Source organism: Rhodococcoides fascians A44A (genome assembly GCF_000760735.1).
GTDB classification, from domain to species: domain Bacteria; phylum Actinomycetota; class Actinomycetes; order Mycobacteriales; family Mycobacteriaceae; genus Rhodococcoides; species Rhodococcoides fascians_E.
In genome coordinates this window covers 1,994,442-2,010,986 of sequence record NZ_JMEX01000008.1, presented here as the reverse complement: position 1 = coordinate 2,010,986, position 16,545 = coordinate 1,994,442, and the positions used below count along the sequence as shown (strand labels likewise).

Below are 16,545 nucleotides of genomic sequence, written 5' to 3'. Positions count from 1 at the left end.
GTACAGGGTAGCGGGGGAATAGATCGTCTTCGTGGCCGTTACACTCGGCAGCAGTAGTTGACTAAGCAACTAAATTCAGCCGGCGGAAAACCAGCCGACTGCATCGTCGAGGAGCCCACCATGCCCGCTGTCACGGTCGACAACATCCTTGCCCTCCCCCGCATCCCCCTTCCCGACGCCACGGCGGTGGCCCGGCCGGTCAAGACCGTCACCACGGCGCCCACAGGGTTCGAGGGTGAAGGGTTCCCGGTTCGTCGGGCGTTCGCGGGTATCGACCTTTCTTCGCTCGATCCGTTCATTCACATGGACCAGATGGGCGAGGTGAATTACGCGCCCGGTGAGCCGAAGGGAACTCCGTGGCACCCGCACCGTGGTTTCGAGACGGTGACGTACATGATCGACGGGATCATGGAACACAAGGATTCCCACGGCGGTGGCGGAACCATCGGCGGCGGCGACACCCAGTGGATGACGGCCGGTGCGGGCATCCTGCACATCGAAGCGCCGCCGGAGCACCTGGTGATGTCCGGTGGACTGTTCCACGGGGTGCAGTTGTGGGTGAACCTTCCGCGAGCGAACAAACTGGCGACTCCGCGGTACCAGGACATCACGGGCAACAAGGTCGCACTGTTGTCCAGCAGTGACGGCGGAGCGCTGATCCGCGTGATCGCCGGTGACGTGGCAGGACACCCGGGTCCGGGATCGACGTACACCCCGATCGCGCTCACGCACATCACGGTCGCACCGGGCGCAGCACTGTCCCTCCCGTGGAACCCGGAGTTCAACGCACTGGCTTACGTGCTGGCCGGTTCGGGCACCGTCGGCGGGGACGGATCCGTCGGGAGTGCATCGGCAGGCAGGCCGATCCGCATGGGCCAGACCGCGCTGTTCGGCAGGGGCGACGTCATCGACCTCGCCGCCGATCCGCGTGGAGAGTCGATGGAGATCTTCGTGCTCGGCGGCAAGCCGATCCGTGAGCCCGTCGCGATGGCCGGACCGTTCGTCATGAACACCAAGTCCGAGGTCGTGCAGGCGTTCGAGGACTACCAGGCCGGGCGACTGGGCGCACCGACCGAGTAAAGGATCGTCAATTGCGGGCGGGCGGCGCCAGTCGTCGTACCGCCCGCATCGGGATCTCCAGCCAGGTAGGCCGGTTACGCGCTTCGTACACCGCTTCGTAGGCGGCTTTGTCCAACTCGTACGCACCCAGCAGTGCCTCGGTGGCGCGCGGATCCTCCCCGGTCACCGAGGCATACCCCTCGCAGAACGCAGCGGAGTTCTGCTCCACCCACCTCGACGCAACTGCCTCGTCCAGCCCGGCTCCGTCCGGCCCGGCACCATCCACGAGCAGATGGTGTGCGGCGTAGTCGAAGGACCGCAGCATGCCCGCGACGTCCCGCAACGGACTGTCCGGCCGTCGACGTTCCTCCAGCGACTTGGACGGTTCCCCCTCGAAATCGATCAGCAGCCACGTCAGCGGTGTCCGCAGTACCTGACCGAGATGAAGGTCGCCGTGGATGCGTTGCACCGTCGTCTCACCCGAGCGAGCGCGAGCGATCAGTTCACGGGCTGCAGGCAGGCACTCGGCCAACTCCGGCACCACCAGCGCCGCCGCCTCGACCCGCTCGGTGATCTCCTGTACCACCTCGGCTGCCGGACGCCTCGACGTTCCCAACTCCGTCGCCAGATCCGCGTGGACGTGCGCAACGGCCTTGCCCAGTTCGAACGACTCCACCGCGAATCCGTCGGACTCGCCCCCGGCGATCAGATCCGCGACGGACGCAAGGGCAGTCGTCCACCCCTCGGCCGAGTCGACGACGAAATCCTGCGCCATCCCCAGCATCGACAGATCGCCGAACTCTTCCGTCTGAATCCACCCACGCAGCGGCGCGACGTTGCCGCAGCCGGCTTCCGCCAGCGCTCGATGCAGCTCGATATCGGGGTTCACACCCGGTGAAATACGACGAAAAAGCTTGAGCAGCAGCACTTCGCCGAGCACAACCGACGTATTGGACTGTTCTGCACCCAGTACTCGACCGGCCAACCCGGAATCCACCGAATCGTCGGCGAGCGTCTCGAATTCGATGCGCCCGATCGACGCCGAGTCCGCAAGCGCGTCACCGTACAGCGGGATGATCGCCGGATCCCGCAAACCGTCGTACACGACGACGTCGTAATCCGGAAGCGGAAGTTGCCAGGCAGCCACCTCGTCGGGGGCGCTGCTGCGAAACCCCAACGGAACCTGATACCGCTGCACCTGTGGACTCTGCGCGAGCGGAGCGTCGAGCCCGATGTCCACCAGCAGATGCTCGGCCGTCACGTCGGAACGGGCGCCGATGCGCACGCGTTCGACGATGTCGAGGGAAACGACCGGTGTGCCCTTCGCGGCGAACCAACGCTGCTGCGGAATCCAGGTGAGCAGTGCCGTCTCGAGATCCACCGTGGTCACGCCCGTCGACTCGATCATGAAAAGTGTGCCGCCTTCGCTCGGTATGCCCGAAGTTCGATGTGCCCCGCAGTCCGATGTGCACCGCAGTTCGATGTGCACCGCAGTTCGATGCACCCGAACCCTATCGACCCTTACCCAGCGTCGCATTCGCTCACACATGGCCCCTTTCGTCGCGCGAAAGTTATGCGAGGACAGTTCCGAGGTTCGAGCGCGCTCCGTAGAGTGGTCTCATGTCCGCTCCACGACGTAGTCCGCACCAACCCTCGATCCCGCACATCGACATCCATCGCGCCGGTGATCGCCTGAAAACCCGTGTGGCATGGCTGGACTCGAAACATTCCTTCTCCTTCGGCCAGCACTACGACCCGGACAACACCCACCACGGCCTGCTGCTCGTCAACAACGACGACATCGTCTCTCCCGGGCAAGGATTCGACAGCCACCCACACAAGGACATGGAGATCGTGACCTGGGTGACAAAAGGGTCACTGGTTCACCAGGATTCGATCGGACACTCCGGCGTCATCTATCCCGGTCTGGCGCAACGGATGAGCGCAGGCCGCGGCATAATGCATTCCGAGAAGAACGATTCCTGGCGCATCAGCGGTGACACCCACCAGGAGCCGGTCAGATTCGTCCAGATGTGGGTTGTTCCGGACACGCCCGGTCTCGATCCCGGTTACGAGCAACTCGAGGTGCACGACGAATTGTTACGCGGCGGATTGGTACCCGTCGCATCCGGAATGAAGAAGCACGACGGCCACGCCGCGATCAGAATCAATCAGAAGGCGGCAGCACTGCACGTCGCTCGCCTACAACCCGAACGGCCCATCACGCTCCCCGAAGCCCCGTTCCTCCACGTCTTCGTCGCACAGGGCACCGTGCAGGTCGAGGGAGTCGGGGAACTGTACGAAGGGGACGCCATACGGATGAGCGATTCCGGTGGGCAGCGCATCCAGTCGTACGAACACGCGGAAATCCTGGTCTGGGAAATGCACTCCCGCCTCGGCTTCTGACACGCTGCCTTCGACACCATTCACGCAACCACAACGGGGGGACACCACATGACCTATCCGCCACCTGGAGACCAGCAACCCGGCAATCAGCCATCGGGTGACTACCCGCGACCGCCCGGTGACTACCCGCGACCGCCCGGTGACTACCCGCGACCGCCCGGTGACTACCCGCCACCGCCCGGCAACTACCCACCACCGGCGAGCGGATATCCCCCGCCACCCGGCAACTACCCGACGGGTGAGTATCAGCCCGGGGGCTACCAGTCGGGTGGCTACCAGCAGCCCGGGCAGTACCCGCCGTCGACGCCGAAGAACACTCTGGGCACGATGGCGCTCGTCGCGGCGATCATCGGCGTACTGACGTTCTGGTCGGTCGTCGGCGGGATCATTCTCGGCCTGCTTGCGGTGGCGTTGGGGTTCGTGGCGAGATCGCGAGTGAAGAAGGGCGCCGCGACCAACGGAACCGTGTCGTTGGTCGCGATCATTCTGGGTTTCGTCGCCGCAGCGCTGTCCGTTGCGCTGATCGCCTTCGGTGTCAGCTGGTTCAGCAACGTCGGCGGGCAGGAGTTCGTCGACTGCATGAACGACGCAGGCAGCAGCCAGTCCGCCAAGGACCAGTGCAGCGACAGATTCCAGCAGAACATCGAGGACCGATACCGCTAGCGAGTCCCTCCGCACGTCGGTTCCCCTGCCGGGTGCTCACGTGCGGAGGGAACCGATGTCCACGACCTGATTGCCGCCCCGATGCTTCGCCTCGTACATCGCGACGTCGGCCCGACGCATCAACCCGGTGACGGTCCGAACCGGGTCGGATTCGGTGGGCCTGACATGTGCGAGCCCGACACTGACCGTCAGAGGGCATGCGTCCTGCGGTGAGTGCAGTCGACTGCGCAACCACTCGGCGATCGATCTGGCCTGTTCCAGACCCACCTTGGCGACCACGGCGAACTCCTCACCGCCGGTACGCGCAACGAGCAGATCGTCGACGCGGAGCCGCCGGGCGATGAGCTGCAACGCCACGTCGCCCGCCTGGTGGCCGAACCGGTCGTTGATCGACTTGAACCGGTCGACGTCGATGACCATCACGGACACGTCGGGTGCAGCACCGAGGAACTGAGCGACCTTCTCGTCGAGCCCGCGCCGGTTCTGCAGCCCGGTCAACGGGTCGGTTCTGGCGCCGTCGGCGTCGATCCGAAGACTGAGCAACACCGATTGCAGAAACACCGGCGCCGCGAACATCACCGGCAGCAACACCACCAGCTGCGATACCGCCAGACCGTGGTCCAAGTGCGGGGTCGTCATGATCAGCACGAACATCAGCGCGACGGTGCACGCCGACCATCCGAGATGCATCAACAGCACCCGCGGACTGTGAAAGATCTGCACGTAGACACCGGTGGCGGCCAACAGCGCGCATCCGGGAAACGACATCTGGATCGAGCCGTAGGACAGCAACGCGAGAGTGGTCCCGACGTCGGCGTAGATCACGAACATCAGCGAGCGGTGCTCGTGCGGCCACGGCCCGCGAATCCAGAGCAGCCCCAAGGCGAACGACGAGACGGTTCCACCGATGATCACGGCATCGGCCACCGTCGAGGTGGGAGGAACCGCAGTGAGGTACGTCGTGATGGCGGCGAGGCCGAAACACAAACAGCTCAAACCGACGCCCACCCGGTACGCAGTGAGTGCACCGTGCCCGTCGAAGTAATGGACCATCCAGTCGTAGCTGTAGGACTGACGCCACCATCTGCGCAGAAACGTCACCAGCACGTCTCCTTTGCGCCCGAATATGGAACCAACTCCGCGGTCCGGTTGCGAGAGATGGTAACCGCTCGGGCTCAACCACGAAGATCGCGGTGCTCGAAGGCGACGACCCCGGCCACGAGGCCGACTGCCGACACGGCAACGAGCCACACCAGTGGCACCACCTCGACGGCACCGCCGGGAAGATGCGGCAGGTGCGTGAACGGAGACAGATCGAGCACCAGCTGGGGAAGACCGACCACCGTTCCCACCTGCCCCAGCATCACGAACACAGCCAACAGACCCCAGACGGCCGCCGAGAACCGAGGGACGAACCCGAACAGAACGATGCCCGACGCCGTCAGGACCCACACTGCGGGCAGTTGGCTCACCGCCCCGGCGAGCACTCCCGGCAGCACCGACCGGACGTCGCCCACCGACATCCCGTACGGAACCCCTGCCGCGAAGCCGACGACCGTCATCGCGACGGCCGGGCCACCGAGCGCGAACACGAGTGTGCTCACCAGCCACCGAGTGCGCCCGACACTCCCGGCCAGTACCACCTCCGCGATCGACGACTCCTCGTCGCCGTGCACGCGCAACACCGACGAGATGGACATGGCCGCCGCACCGATTCCGAGGATGCTCAGGGCCGTCGCCAGGAACGAGTCGACCAGAGAGGACCCACCGAACTTGCTCAGCGCGTCGCCGATTGCCGCGCTTTCACCCAGCTGGCCCTGCACGCTGTCCGCGGCACTGCCCAGCACGGCCGCGATCACCGCGAGTCCGACGGTCCACGCCATCAGGGTGCCGCGTTGCGCGCGCCACGCCAAGCCGAACACACCCTGCATCGACGTTGTCGGCTTGCCGTCGCGCACCGCCACCAGACCGGCGCCCAGGTCACGCCGGCGTGCGAGCGCGAACGCGAGCCCGGCTGCGACCGTCGCCGCTGCAGCTGGAAGCACCAGTACCCACCACCGTTCGTCGGCGAACGGTCGTAGCTGTGACGACCACCCGATCGGCGACAGCCACGACAGCGTCCCGGAAGACCCTGAAGTTCCTGATGCTCCCGCATCACCGACGGCCCGCAGCACGAACGCCGCCGCCAGCACCGAGATCGCATAACCGCGCGCCGCACGCGCGTTGGACCCGACCTGCGCGGCAACGGCAGCGACCCCGACGAACACGACGCCCACCGCGGCGATCGACAGCCCGAACGCGACGCCGCCGCCCACCGGGAATCCCGAGGCCGTGAGCGCTGTCGCGGCGATCGCCGCCGTCAGCACCACACCCGTCGTCGCCAAGGCCATCGCCGCGCACAGCCCGGCGCGTCGGCCGATCGCCGTCGAACCCACCAGCTCGGTGCGGCCTGTGTCTTCTTCCGCCCGGGTGTGCCGGACGACCGTCAGCAGCGCTGCGAGAGGGACGAGCGTCAACAGAATTCCGGAGCGCCAGGTCACCAGCGCGCCCAGATCGTCGCCGAAGATCGGTCCGACCAACGCCAGCTCGGCGGGTGTGTGTGCGGTTGCCTCGTAGAACGCCTGCCGATCTGCCGCCGTCGGGTAGAGGCCTTCGAAACTGACGGCGTAGAGCAACGGCACCAAGCCGATGGCCAGCACCCACAGCGGCAGGATCACCCGGTCGCGTCGGGCGAACAACCGGAGCAGCGCCGCCGTCCCGTTCACGACTGCGCCGCGTAATACTTCAGGAACAGGTCCTCCAGCGTGGGCGGCGAGCTGACGATGCTGGTGATCCCCAGCGCAGCCAGCCTCGTCATCAACTCCGGCAGTTCAGCGGACGTCACCCGGCAGGTCAGGCGGTGCCTGTCGACCTCGATCACCCCGGGCACACCGGCATTGGGCAGACCAGCATCGGGCAGGGTCTCGACGACGACGGTGACCGTCGTGTGCGTCAGATGCCTCATGTCCTTCAGTGATCCCGTGTCGACCGTTCTGCCCGCACGGATGATCGTCACTCGCTCGCACAGCTTCTCGACCTCCGACAGGATGTGCGAGGACAGCAGCACCGTCGCGCCGCGGGCCGACGCGTCGGCGACGCATTCGGCGAAGACCTGCTCCATGAGCGGGTCCAGACCGGATGTGGGCTCGTCGAGCAGAAGCAGTTCTGCGTTCGACGAGAACGCCGAGACGAGCGCGACCTTCTGGCGGTTTCCCTTGGAGTACGTGCGGGTCTTCTTCGTCGGATCGAGCGAGAACCGCTCCAGCAGGTCCGCACGTCGCCGTGGATCGAGGCCACCGCGCATCCGCGCGAGGACGTCGATCACCTCACCACCGGTCAACGACGGCCACAGCGTGACGTCCCCCGGAACGTACGCCAGGCGGCGATGCAACTCCACCGAGTCGGCCCAGGGGTCCTTCCCGAACACCGACACCTCCCCGGAGGTGGCACGAACGAGCCCCAGCAACACGCGGATGGTGGTCGATTTTCCCGCACCGTTCGGTCCGAGAAAGCCGTGCACTTCGCCCTGCTCGACACTCAGATCCAGGCCCGCCAGGGCGAGCGACGCGCCGAAGGTCTTCCGCAGTTCCCTGACGTGCACCACCATGGACGAGCTCCTGCCTCTGCAGTCACGACTCGAAGGCCACTTTCTGGCGATGAGTGTAAAGATGGAATGCATGACAGTTGTGGATTCTGGACAGGCGAACTCTGGTATCGACCTCAGCTACACGGACGCGGGCACTCGCGCGCAGGACGATCTGTTCGTTCACGTCAACGGCAAATGGCTGGACGAGTACGCCATTCCTGCGGACCGGGCCGTCGACGGCGCGTTTCGGACGCTGTACGACAAGGCGGAAGAGGACGTACGCACGATCATCCAGGAGAGCGCGGCGTCGCACCCCCCGGTCGGAACCGACGCACAGAAGATCGGTGACCTCTACTCGAGTTTCCTCGATGCCGACGCCGTCGAGGAAGCCGGCCTGACGCCCATCGCCGACGAGCTCGCTGCCGTCGCCGATGCGGGTGACCTGGTCACCCTCGCCGAGGTACTCGGTTCGTTGCAGCGCACCGGGATCGGCGGCGCCATTGGCCACTACGTCGACACCGACGCCAAGGATTCCTCCCGATACCTCGTGCATTTCTCGCAGTCCGGCATCGGTCTGCCCGACGAGTCGTACTACCGCGAGGAGGGGTACGCCGACATCCGCGACGCCTACGTCGCGCACATCGAGAAGATGTTCTCGATCGCCGGGCTCTCCTACGACGCCCGGAAGGTCGTCGACCTCGAGAAGAAGCTCGCCGCGGGCCACTGGGACGTCGTCGCGCGTCGTGACGCGGAGAAGAGCTACAACCTGGTCGACTTCGACACTCTCGTGAAGAACGAACCCGGATTCAACTGGACCGCATGGATTTCCGGACTCGGCGGTACCACGGAGCAGTTCGCCGAGATCGTCGTGCGGCAGCCTCCGTTCCTGTCCACGTTCACCGGACTGTGGGTGTCCGAGGACATCGAGGACTGGAAAGCGTGGCTCGCCTGGCGCATCGTGCACGGCCGTGCGCCGTACCTGACTGCCGCGCTGGTCGACGAGAACTTCGCGTTCTACGGAAAGAAGCTGAGCGGCACCGAGGAGAACCGGGAGCGCTGGAAGCGCGGTGTCTCGCTGGTGCAGGACCTGCTCGGCGAGTCCGTCGGCAAGCTCTACGTCGAGCGTCACTTCCCCGCGGATGCCAAGGCGCGCATGGAGGTTCTCGTCGCGAATCTGCGTGAGGCCTACCGTCGCAACATCACCGATCTCGAGTGGATGAGCCCGGAGACCAGGCAGAAGGCACTGGACAAGCTCGAGAAGTTCACCCCGAAGATCGGGTACCCGGATCGCTGGCGCGACTACTCCGCCGTGGAGATCGACGCGAGCGACCTGGTGGGCAACTACCGACGCGGATACGTCGCCGAATACCAACGTGATCTGGACAAGCTCGGCGGCGAGGTGGATCGCGACGAGTGGTTCATGACGCCGCAGACCGTGAACGCGTACTACAACCCCGGCCTCAACGAAATCGTCTTTCCCGCAGCGATTCTCCAGCCCCCGTTCTTCGACTCCGGTGCCGACGACGCCGCGAACTACGGTGGAATCGGAGCCGTCATCGGCCACGAGATCGGCCACGGTTTCGACGACCAGGGCGCCAAGTACGACGGCGACGGCAACCTCGTGGACTGGTGGACCGATTCGGACAGAACCGAATTCGGCAAGCGCACCACCGCACTGATCGACCAGTACAACCAGTTCGAACCGAAAGCGCTCCCCGGCCACAAGGTCAACGGCGAGTTCACGATCGGTGAGAACATCGGCGACCTCGGTGGCCTGTCCATCGCTGTCGCCGCGTACAAGATCGCGCTGGACGGCAAGGACGCTCCGGTGCTCGACGGGCTGACCGGTCTGCAGCGAGTGTTCTTCGGCTGGTCGCAGGTATGGCGAACGAAGGCACGCGACGAGGAGGCGATTCGCAGGCTTGCGGTCGATCCGCACTCGCCGCCCGAGTTCCGCTGCAACGGCGTAGTGCGCAATCTGGACAGTTTTCACGAAGCGTTCGATGTGAAGCCGGGCGATGCGTTGTACTTGGATCCACAGGAGCGGGTCAGGATCTGGTAACCACGTGAGTGGAAATGTAGTGCCTTCGGGTCGCTCCGCAGGCTCCGCTCCTGCCCCCTGGCCTACATTTCCACTCACAAAGGAGGGGGACGACGTGAAGAACAGAATCAGGTGGATCGCAGCACACGGTCTCGTGCGGTACGGGGCCAAGAAGGCCGCCAAGGCCGGTGACCTGCAGGCCAAGCTGGTTGTCGATCCGGAGACCCGCGCGAATCCGCGGCAGGTGTTCGAGAAGATTCGCGCCACCGGTCCCCTCGTCAAGACGCGAATCTCCAACATCACGGTCACCCACCGCGTGGTCCACGACCTGCTGCGCTCGGACGATCTCCGAGTCACCGAGATCGGCGCCAGCCTGCCGAGTCCGCTTCGGTGGATAGAGAAGCGAACCAGGTCCAAGGCTCTTCATCCGCTGAAACCGCCCTCCCTGTTGTCGGTCGAACCGCCCGAGCACACCCGGTACCGAAAGCTCGTGACCTCGGTGTTCACCCCTCGTGCGGTCGCCCGTATGCGAGAGATGGTGCAGGAGAAGGCCGACAGTCTGCTCACCGAGCTCGCCGCGGCAGGTCCACAGGTGGACATCGTGCACGAGTACTGCGCGCAGCTGCCCGTCGCCGTCATCAGCACCATCCTCGGAGTCCCCGACGAGGACCGGCAACGGGTGCTCGAATTCGGGGAGATGGCCGCCCCGAGCCTGGACATCGGGCTGTCCTGGGAGCAGTTCAACCGCGTCGAGGACGGCCTGGCGCAGTTCGACGCCTGGCTTGCCGGGCACCTCGCGGAACTGCGCCGCAACCCCGGCGACGACCTGATGAGCCAGCTGATCAGGGCCGAGGAGGACGGCGTCGGACTCGACGACGAAGAACTGCGGGCAACGGCAGGCCTCGTACTCGCAGCGGGCTTCGAAACGACCGTGAACCTACTCGGCAGCGGGATCCGGCTCCTGCTCGACAACCCGGACCAACTCGAGATTCTGCGCAACGACCCGTCGCACTGGCCGACGGCCGTCGACGAGATGCTCCGGCTGGAATCCCCGGTGCAGCTCACCGCCCGCATGGCACGGCACGACGTGACGATCGAAGGCGTCCCCATCTCCGAAGGGTCGCTGGTGATTCTGGTCCTGGCCGGCGCCAACCGCGACCCCGATGTCTTCGACGACCCGTACCGCTTCGACGTCACCCGAGCCAACGCAGGTAAGCATCTGTCGTTCTCCGGCGGCAGGCACTACTGCCTCGGCGCGTCCTTGGCGAAGGCGGAAACCGAAGTCGGCCTGAAGACCCTCTTCGACAAATTCCCTCACCTGCGGCTGGCAGGTGAGGGAATTCGCCGCGACACCCGAGTCCTGCACGGCTGGGCGTCGCTGCCGGTGGATCTGGGGCAGCCCGCTACAGCCGATCACCCGTCGTAGCGGAGAAGAAGAACACCTCGTCGAGCTTCGGGACGAGCCGAACGGTCTCGGCCAACCCGACGGACAACCGGCGGTCGACGCGTACCGACACCCGGCCGGACTGCGTGCTCCAGTCCGAACCGAGTGGTGGAGCGCCGTACAGGAACGACTCGGCGCCCAGCTCCTCGATCAGTTCGACCGCCACCGCAACAGCCCCAACCCCCTTCCCGACGAGATCCCACGACTCCGGCCGGATTCCGACCGTTACGCGGGGATCCTGCGTGGGAACAGGGATGCGCACGTCGCCGACCACGGCGGCGCCGTCGACGACCGGGGCGTCGATCAGGTTCATCCCGGGCGAGCCGATGAACGACGCGACGAACGTGTTGACGGGGTTGTCGTACAGCTCCCGCGGCGACGCGATCTGCTGCAACTTGCCTGCCTGCAGCACCGCGACTCGGTCACCCATCGTCATGGCCTCGACCTGATCGTGCGTCACGTACACCGTCGTGGTGCCGAGCCGCTTCTGCAATCCGGCGATCTGAGCCCGGGTACTGACGCGCAGTTTGGCGTCGAGGTTGGACAGCGGCTCGTCCATGCAGAACACCTTGGGCTGCCGGACGATCGCACGGCCCATCGCCACCCGCTGACGCTGACCACCCGACAGCTTGCCGGGTTTACGGTTCAGCAGGGGCTCGAGTTCCAGCATCTTCGCCGCGTCGAGCACACGAGCAGCTGTGTCCGCCTTGCTCATTCCCGCGTTGCGGAGCGCGAAACCCATGTTGTCCCCGACGGTCATGTTGGGGTACAGCGCGTAGTTCTGGAACACCATCGCCACGTCCCGCTCACGAGGAGCGAGCGACGTGACGTCGACGCCGCCGATGTCGATGTGGCCGCTCTCGACCGATTCCAGACCGGCCAGCATCCGCAGGCTCGTCGACTTGCCGCACCCCGACGGGCCGACGAGAACGATGAATTCACCGTCGGCGATATCGAGTTCGAGCGAGTCGACGGCCAGCGTGTCCGCCCCCGGGTAGCGGTGCGATACGCCCGCGTAGTGAACCCCTGCCATTACGACGGGAGGTTCGGGGTGATCTGGCGGTCGATGATCTGCTGCAGCTGATCCTGAACACCGGCGAACGTCGTTGCGACATCGGCATTCTGCAGTGCGATCTGCTCGAGGCCCGTACCGATGATCTTGTCACCACCGGGAACGAAGACACGTGCGTAGTCCTGCGACCGCGTCCGAGCGAGCTGGTCGACGGCCGTCTTGGCGTTCGGGTTGGCGGCGAGGAACTCGATCTCGCTCGGATCCTCCTGCGCGGACTTACGGACCGGCATGTACCCGGTGTTCTGCGAGAAGTACGACGTACTCGCTGCATTGGTGAAGAAGTCGATGAACTTCAGCGCATTGACCTTGCGCTCCTCCGAGATCTTCGACGGGATGGCGAGGCCGGCTCCACCCGTCGGGCAGCCCGGTTGTCCGTCGGCTGCAGGCAGGAATGCCGTGCCGAAGTCGAACGCCGCGTTCTGGGTGATGCCGGACAGGTCGCCGGTGGACGCGATCGTCGACGCGATGATTCCCGCGCCGAAGTCGTTGGCGATGTCGTTGGAGACGGCCGCGTACTTCTTGGTGTGGATCATGTCCTTGAGGAACTGGCCGGCGGCGATGGTGTTGGGGTCGTCGAACTTCAGGGTGAAGCCGTCGGAGTACGCACCGCCGAACGTCCAGATGGGGCCCTCGAATGTCCACCCCAGGTAGTCCACCGCATTGCCCCAGCCGTGGGCCAGCTTGCCACCCCCGACGACGGCTTGGATGCGCGGGCCCCACTCGTCGAATTCCTGCCAGCTGGCCGGTCCGCGATCCGGAAGTCCCGCCTGCGCCCAGACATCCTTGTTGTAGTAGAACAGCGGGGTCGAGCGTGCGTACGGCAGCGCCCAGTGGTTGCCGTTCCAGTTGTAGTCCGCAAGAAGGGAATCGACGTAGTCGCTGGAATCCACACCCGCGGCGGAGAAGTGCTGATCGAGCGGCTCGATGGCGCCGGTGAGCGCGAAGTTGAACCACCACACGTCGGAGAGGACCACCACGTCGGGGACGTCGTTGCCGGACAGCGAGGCGTTGAACTTCTGCGCCACTTCCTCGTAGTTCTTGCCACCATCGATGAGATTGACCGTCAGACCGGGGTTCTCGGCCTGGAAGCGGGAGATGAGCTCGCGCTCGAACTCCTGCGACTTGCCGGGGTGGCTGGACCAGAAGTTGATGGTGTTCGCGTCGCCCGAACCTTCGGATCCGGACGAGCTGGTTCCCGGGCTGCTGCACGCAGCCAGGGCGGCGGCAGCAGCCGCTGCACCGGTGAGCGTGAGGAATCCGCGGCGATTGATGTTGGCCATGTGTTTCTTTCTCCTGAAGAGGTAGAGCGAATCAACCTTTGACCGCACCGGAGGTGAGGCCTTTGATCATGTGGCGTTGCAGGGCAAGGAAAACGACGAGAATCGGAAGGATGGTCAGGATGGTCGCCGCCATCACTGCGCCCCAGTTGGTGTATCCCTCACTGTTCTGCAGCAGCGTCAGGCCCACCGGTAGCGGTGCGACGGAAGAATCGTCGGACATCAGGAACGGCCAGAGGTACTCGTTCCACTCGTTCACGATCGTGATGATCGCGAACGCCACCATGGTCGGTCCGGACAGTGGGAGCACCACCCGGAACAGCAGCCGGAAAGGGCCTGCTCCGTCCATTCGTGCCGCTTCGATGATCTCGGCGGGCAGCGACAGAAAGTGATTGCGCATCAGGAAGGTCCCGAAGGCGACGCCGGCAAGGGGAATAATGATGCCCTGGAACGTGTTTCGCCATCCCAAATCGGAGATCAGCGAGTAGTTGGAGATGACGGTGATCTGATTGGGCACCATGAGGGCGGCGATGATCACCAGGAACACGATGTTCTTGCCGGGGAAGCGCAGGAACACCAAGCCGTATGCACTGAGAACACCGAGAACGAACTTGATCGATGCCACGACACTGGTGATGATCACCGAATTGCGCAGGTACGTGAAGAACGGAACCTCCGTCGTCGCCTCGGTGTAGTTCTCCGGCCGGAAGGAACCCGGCCACCAGGTGACGGGTTGGACGTAGATGTCGCCGCGTTCCTTGAACGAGGTGACGAGGATCCAGAACAGTGGCAGCCCGATCATCAACAGCACGAGAACCATTGCAATGTAACCGAACACCGTCGACAGGCTGCGCTGACGCTGTGGATCCTTCGGTGCGCTACGAGGCGCCTGGGAGGTGTCGGGTTTCGATGTCACGGTCATCGCTGATCGTCTCGATCCATGATGCGAACCTGCACGAGCGTGACGATCAGGAGGATCACGAACATGATCGTCGCGACCGTCGCACCGTAACCCGCTCGGAAGTTGCGGAAAGTCTCCTCGTACACCTGGAAGACCATCGTCGTGGTGCCGTTGCCGAGCGGTCCACCTCGGGTCATGACGTTGATGATGTCGAAGACCTGCAGCGAGTTCAGGAGCACGGTGATGGACAGGAAGAACGTCGTCGGACGCAGTTGCGGCAGCAGAACTTTGCGGAACGTCGTCCACTTCGACGCGCGGTCGATCTCGGCGGCCTCCATCAACTCCTTGCGTGTGCCCTGCAGCGCGGCGAGGTAGATGACGAAGGTGTAGCCGAGGTTCTTCCACAGGTAGGTCACCGTGATCATGAACAGCGCCCACGTGGGGTCCTGATAGAAGTCCGGGGACGAGAATCCGATGCGCTGCAGCAGATCCTGTACCAGACCGAAGTTGGGATCGAACACGAACTGGAAGGCGATACCGATCGCCGCGCCGGAGATCACGAACGGCGCGAACACGGCGGACCGAACGAAATTGCGGCCCCGTAGCTTTCGGTCCAGAAGTATGGCCAGCACCAGGCCGAGTACCAGTGATCCGACGACGGCCGCAATCGTGAAGATGACGGTGTTGGACACGATGGTCCACGTGTCGTCCCGCGAGAACCATTCTCGATAGTTCGCGAATCCGATGAACGTCGACGTAGGCGAGGACAGATTCCAGTCGTAGAAGCTGAACTGGAAATTCTCGACGAGCGGCCGGTAGGTGAACACCACCAGCAGGGCCAGGTTGGGCCCCAGAAGAATCAGGAAGAGTGCGTAATCACTCCACGGTCTGCCGAAGAACGATTTCCGGCGTGCTGTGGGCAGCACTCGTTCCGTTGTAGTACTCACTGCGGGGACTGTGCTCACCTACCGAGAACGGTTGGTGAACGAATCCCTAACTCAGTCGGTCGTCGAAAAGAAAACAACCCACTGTGGGGGGCTAACGGTTCCAGTCCCCCAGGCCGTCGGAGCCGCTGAGGGTGCCGCCTGCCGTGCCGGTGACGACGACGGGGTCACCCTTCTGCGAGTTCTCGAAGAACCACTTGCCGTCCTCGGTGCTCACGTTGAGGCAGCCGTGGCTGACGTTCTCGTAGCCCTGGGAATCCACCGACCACGGCGCTGCGTGGACGAAGATGCCGCTGTACGAGATACGTGTGGCGTACTCGACGTAGGTGCGGTATCCCTCGGGGGAATCCACCGGCACTCCGTAGGTCGAGGAGTCCATGTACATCTCGCGGACACGTTCGCCGACGATGTAGGTGCCGTTCGGTGTCTCGTGACCGGGCTTGCCGAACGAGGTGGGCATGGTCCTGACGACCTCACCGTTGCGGGTGACGGTGATGGTCTTGGTGGCGTCGTCGGCTGTGGTGATCACCGAGTCGCCGGTGGAGAAGTCCGCGCGTGAACCGCCGGCCTCGACGGTCACCTGGGTGTGCGCCGGGTAGAACTCGTTGGGCAACCACCGCACCTGGGTGTCGTTGATCCAGTAGAAGTGGCCGTCGACGGATGGGCTCGTGGTGACCCGAATGGCGGCCTCGGCGGCGCCGCGGTCCGCAATGGCCTCGTTGAACCGAATGGCGATGGGCTGCGCGACTCCGACGACCTCGCCGTTGGGCGTGATCGACGGATCGGAGAAGTTGGCGGGCGCGAGGCGCTGGATCTGCGGTTCAGGAACAACAGGAAGAACCTGATCGGATGATCCGACGCCGGGGATTTCGGGGCCGCCGGGCCACAACGGCGCTGCGGTGGCGGGCGATACCAGGGTGGCCGCACCGACGGCCGCGATCACCGCTGTCAGAGAGATGCGTGTGACAGTTCGACGAAATGCCATGAGTATTCCGATCCATCCTTCTGTGCTGTGCAGGCTTCTGCTGGGCGCCCGTGCTGTGCCGGCGCGCGACGTCCTCGCCGCAATTAACACACACCCGTACCACCGAGTGCCAATCGTCGCGGTGACTG

General features: G+C 64.7%; 14 protein-coding genes. 5 read left to right on the top strand and 9 right to left on the bottom strand.

What is annotated here, in order from left to right; all coding sequences use genetic code 11:
- Positions 1 to 120: 120 nt before the first annotated feature.
- Positions 121 to 1,080: a pirin family protein gene (locus BH95_RS21830; protein WP_020112398.1), complete on the top strand. Its 960-nt coding sequence runs from the start codon at positions 121 to 123 to the stop codon at positions 1,078 to 1,080.
- A gap of 7 nt (positions 1,081 to 1,087) precedes the next feature.
- On the opposite strand, the gene BH95_RS21825 is transcribed toward BH95_RS21830, so the two are convergent.
- Positions 1,088 to 2,467 (bottom strand): maltokinase N-terminal cap-like domain-containing protein, encoded by a 1,380-nt coding sequence (locus BH95_RS21825; protein ID WP_027498922.1) that lies wholly within the window; start codon positions 2,465 to 2,467, stop codon positions 1,088 to 1,090.
- Between the two features lie 212 nt (positions 2,468 to 2,679).
- Here BH95_RS21825 and BH95_RS21820 point away from each other — a divergent pair, with 212 nt between their 5' ends.
- Positions 2,680 to 3,465 (top strand): pirin family protein, encoded by a 786-nt coding sequence (locus BH95_RS21820; protein ID WP_020112400.1) that lies wholly within the window; start codon positions 2,680 to 2,682, stop codon positions 3,463 to 3,465.
- Positions 3,466 to 3,513: 48 nt separating this feature from the next.
- The gene (locus BH95_RS29660) at positions 3,514 to 4,128 is read left to right on the top strand and encodes a DUF4190 domain-containing protein (RefSeq protein WP_244165081.1); all 615 of its coding nucleotides are present in this window, start codon (positions 3,514 to 3,516) and stop codon (positions 4,126 to 4,128) included.
- 36 nt (positions 4,129 to 4,164) lie between these two features.
- Here BH95_RS29660 and BH95_RS21810 read toward each other — a convergent pair whose 3' ends face one another.
- The 3 genes from BH95_RS21810 to BH95_RS21800 form a co-directional block, all read right to left on the bottom strand.
- Positions 4,165 to 5,229, bottom strand: a complete 1,065-nt coding sequence (locus BH95_RS21810) for a GGDEF domain-containing protein (protein WP_231383875.1) — start codon at positions 5,227 to 5,229, stop codon at positions 4,165 to 4,167.
- Positions 5,230 to 5,303: 74 nt separating this feature from the next.
- Positions 5,304 to 6,893, bottom strand: coding sequence for an ABC transporter permease (locus BH95_RS21805; RefSeq protein WP_037184042.1), 1,590 nt, complete (start codon positions 6,891 to 6,893; stop codon positions 5,304 to 5,306).
- Positions 6,890 to 7,774 (bottom strand): ABC transporter ATP-binding protein, encoded by an 885-nt coding sequence (locus tag BH95_RS21800; RefSeq protein WP_037184039.1) that lies wholly within the window; start codon positions 7,772 to 7,774, stop codon positions 6,890 to 6,892. Before BH95_RS21800 ends, BH95_RS21805 begins: the two co-directional genes overlap by 4 nt.
- Positions 7,775 to 7,835: 61 nt before the next feature.
- Here BH95_RS21800 and BH95_RS21795 point away from each other — a divergent pair, with 61 nt between their 5' ends.
- Positions 7,836 to 9,815 carry a M13 family metallopeptidase gene (locus BH95_RS21795; RefSeq protein WP_371828337.1) on the top strand — a complete coding sequence of 660 codons (1,980 nt, stop codon included), beginning with the start codon at positions 7,836 to 7,838 and terminating at the stop codon, positions 9,813 to 9,815.
- A gap of 94 nt (positions 9,816 to 9,909) precedes the next feature.
- Positions 9,910 to 11,220 (top strand): cytochrome P450, encoded by a 1,311-nt coding sequence (locus BH95_RS21790; protein ID WP_037184036.1) that lies wholly within the window; start codon positions 9,910 to 9,912, stop codon positions 11,218 to 11,220.
- On the opposite strand, the gene BH95_RS21785 is transcribed toward BH95_RS21790, so the two are convergent.
- From BH95_RS21785 to BH95_RS21765, 5 genes are all read right to left on the bottom strand, one after another.
- On the bottom strand, positions 11,198 to 12,271 hold the full coding sequence (locus BH95_RS21785; RefSeq protein WP_037139945.1) for an ABC transporter ATP-binding protein: 1,074 nt from the start codon (positions 12,269 to 12,271) through the stop codon (positions 11,198 to 11,200). The genes BH95_RS21790 and BH95_RS21785 overlap by 23 nt on opposite strands.
- Complete coding sequence (locus BH95_RS21780; protein WP_019666897.1) at positions 12,271 to 13,590, bottom strand: ABC transporter substrate-binding protein; 1,320 nt, start codon at positions 13,588 to 13,590, stop codon at positions 12,271 to 12,273. Before BH95_RS21780 ends, BH95_RS21785 begins: the two co-directional genes overlap by 1 nt.
- Before the next feature lie 31 nt (positions 13,591 to 13,621).
- A complete protein-coding gene (locus BH95_RS21775) occupies positions 13,622 to 14,509 on the bottom strand; it encodes a carbohydrate ABC transporter permease (RefSeq protein ID WP_037184032.1) in 888 nt (295 codons plus the stop codon).
- Positions 14,506 to 15,414 carry a carbohydrate ABC transporter permease gene (locus BH95_RS21770; RefSeq protein ID WP_019666899.1) on the bottom strand — a complete coding sequence of 303 codons (909 nt, stop codon included), beginning with the start codon at positions 15,412 to 15,414 and terminating at the stop codon, positions 14,506 to 14,508. The genes BH95_RS21775 and BH95_RS21770 overlap by 4 nt, the downstream gene beginning before the upstream one ends.
- 112 nt (positions 15,415 to 15,526) lie before the next feature.
- Entirely contained in the window at positions 15,527 to 16,417 is an 891-nt protein-coding gene (locus tag BH95_RS21765) for a L,D-transpeptidase (RefSeq protein WP_020112410.1), read from the bottom strand.
- Between the last annotated feature and the right edge of the window lie 128 nt (positions 16,418 to 16,545).

Excerpts from the sequence above, each read along its gene's own strand:
- BH95_RS21765 (WP_020112410.1), bottom strand. The coding sequence starts at position 16,417 with ATGGCATTTCGTCGAACTGTCACACGCATCTCTCTGACAGCGGTGATC.
- BH95_RS29660 (WP_244165081.1), top strand. The coding sequence starts at position 3,514 with ATGACCTATCCGCCACCTGGAGACCAGCAACCCGGCAATCAGCCATCG.
- BH95_RS21775 (WP_037184032.1), bottom strand. The coding sequence starts at position 14,509 with ATGACCGTGACATCGAAACCCGACACCTCCCAGGCGCCTCGTAGCGCA.
- BH95_RS21825 (WP_027498922.1), bottom strand. The coding sequence starts at position 2,467 with ATGATCGAGTCGACGGGCGTGACCACGGTGGATCTCGAGACGGCACTG.
- BH95_RS21800 (WP_037184039.1), bottom strand. The coding sequence starts at position 7,774 with ATGGTGGTGCACGTCAGGGAACTGCGGAAGACCTTCGGCGCGTCGCTC.
- BH95_RS21830 (WP_020112398.1), top strand. The coding sequence starts at position 121 with ATGCCCGCTGTCACGGTCGACAACATCCTTGCCCTCCCCCGCATCCCC.
- BH95_RS21780 (WP_019666897.1), bottom strand. The coding sequence starts at position 13,590 with ATGGCCAACATCAATCGCCGCGGATTCCTCACGCTCACCGGTGCAGCG.
- BH95_RS21795 (WP_371828337.1), top strand. The coding sequence starts at position 7,836 with ATGGAATGCATGACAGTTGTGGATTCTGGACAGGCGAACTCTGGTATC.
- BH95_RS21785 (WP_037139945.1), bottom strand. The coding sequence starts at position 12,271 with ATGGCAGGGGTTCACTACGCGGGCGTATCGCACCGCTACCCGGGGGCG.
- BH95_RS21820 (WP_020112400.1), top strand. The coding sequence starts at position 2,680 with ATGTCCGCTCCACGACGTAGTCCGCACCAACCCTCGATCCCGCACATC.